The following is a 2,233-nucleotide window of genomic DNA, read 5'->3' on the forward strand; positions in this document are numbered from 1 at the left end:
ACGATGGAATTTGTGCAAACGACACTCCATAAAATAATAGGAGCAGCCCGAGCATTTGTAATTTCTTTTGAATGTAAAGTTGTTTCATATAAGGTTTGGTTATTTTGACGTAAAAATAAAGATAATGTTAACAATAATAAGCTGTATATATTAATAAATTGTTAACTTGGGTGTGTGAACTAAACGTTGAGTTTGTTTTTTACTTTTTGACTGGTGCGTGTTGATTTATAGTAATTTACGATACTATTTAATCGTAAAATTTGTGTCGTTGCGGATCAAAGTGCTACCTATTTTATAATAAGTAGATGAAAACAAGAGAAAATTATTTGTTACATTGTTCTACAACTCAAACTTGGTATTCTTAACTCGGGATAAATAGCAAATTTTAAGTGATTAATAAAGTCTGAAATATTCTGTTTTAAAATTTTGAAGTTTTAAACAATTATTATTTGTTTTATTAACAACAGCTATTCTATTTTTTAAGTAGGTTTACATCATTATAAGTTGTCTTTTTCAACAATATAACCCCTCAATCAGAATGAACAAATATCCAAAACCTACCAACGAACTCGAGCGCATTAAAGCGTTAAAAAAGTACGCCATCATGGACTCTTTGCCAGAGGAAGAGTACGATGCCATAACAAAATTAGCTTCTTTCATATGCGGCACACCTATATCATTAGTGAGTTTGCTAGATGAAGAACGACAATGGTTTAAATCTACTGTAGGTATAGATGCTAGTGAAACACCTAGAGAAATCTCATTTTGTCAGCATGCCATTATGGGCGACGACGTTTATGAGATAACTAATACACTAGAAGATGCGACATTTGTAGACAATCCGCTAGTGACTGGCGATCCCAATATTAGATTTTATGCAGGTGCGCCTATAAAAGATGAGAATGGTTTTAATCTAGGGACACTTTGTGTTATTGATACTGTACCACGTGAATTAAGTAAGCAACAAAAGGAGTCGTTGCAATTACTAAGCAATCAAGTGGTGAGTCTTCTTAAATTAAGAAATAAGAACTCGGTGTTAGAAACTGCTCAAAAAGAATTTCTCAATTTTGTTGCACTCTCTAAAGATCTTGTTTGTATTGCTAACATCGACGGTAATTTTTATAAAGTAAACCCTGCATTTACAGCGGTTTTAGGTTATGACGTAAGCGAACTTGAAGGAGAGTCTTTTTTTAAATTCTTGCATCCTGATGACCATGAAAAAACAATTCTAGAGGTCGAAAAATTGTCTAATGGGCAAGAATCTATTAGCTTCGAAAATAGATTTTATTGTAAAAATGGCGATCTTGTTTTTTTATGTTGGAACTCCTCACCAGATCCAGTAACAGGAAATTTGTATTGTATCGCGAGAGACATGACGGCTGATAAAAAGCAGCAAGAAAAACTGTTCAACTTAACAACAGATTTGACTGCAATATTAAATTCGGCTGAATTTTCAATTATTGCCACAGATATTGATGGTACAATAAAACAATTCAATAAAGGGGCAGAAAAACTTCTAGGGTATGAAGCAAGTGAGGTCATTGGTTTACAGTATCCATATAAATTTCATGTAGATTCAGAAGTTAAGTCGAATGCTGACACACTTTCAAAAGAGTACGATCTATCGATTGAAAATCCTTTTGAAACATTTGTATATAAAGCAAAAACGTTAAAGGCTGCTAATTCTCAAGAATGGAACTATGTAAATAGTAATGGCAAAGCATTCCCCGTTCAGTTGTCCATGACCGCTATTCACAGTGAGACTGGAGAGACAATTGGGTACTTAGGTATAGCTAAGGACATCACTAAAGAGAAAGAAGCAGAAGTTAATTTGATTAGAAATAAATTACTTCTTGACGAATCCCAACGCATTGCAAAAATTGGTAGCTGGAAATATGATGTAAGATCAAAAGAGTTAATTTGGTCTAAAGGGCATTATTTGATCTTTGAACTCGAGGACCTTCCTGCTTCAGAATTGAATGCAGCCTATCGCAATAGAATTCATCCTGAGGACTTGGTTATGCTTGATCAGCTAGAAGATAATTTTGCAAAAAGCAATGAGGATTTCAAAATCAATTACCGCATTTTGCTTCCAGACGGACGTATGAAATATATTCTCGAAATAGGAAGTGCTTTTACTGATGGGGACCAAAATGTTATTGGTATGCAGGGAAATATTCAGGATGTGACTGATATTAAGATTGCACAAGATAAAATTGCAGATAAAGCAAAG

The 2,233-nt window shown here is 33.8% G+C and carries 1 protein-coding gene; it reads left to right on the forward strand.

The window, feature by feature from the left end; all coding sequences use genetic code 11:
• Window positions 1-538 precede the first annotated feature (538 nt).
• Window positions 539-2,233, forward strand: a 1,695-nt coding sequence (locus P8M54_RS10260) for a PAS domain S-box protein (RefSeq protein ID WP_300287735.1), incomplete at its 3' end; no start/stop codon positions are given.

The sequence above is a fragment of the Flavobacterium sp. genome, assembly GCF_029242675.1.
Lineage (GTDB): Bacteria > Bacteroidota > Bacteroidia > Flavobacteriales > Flavobacteriaceae > Flavobacterium.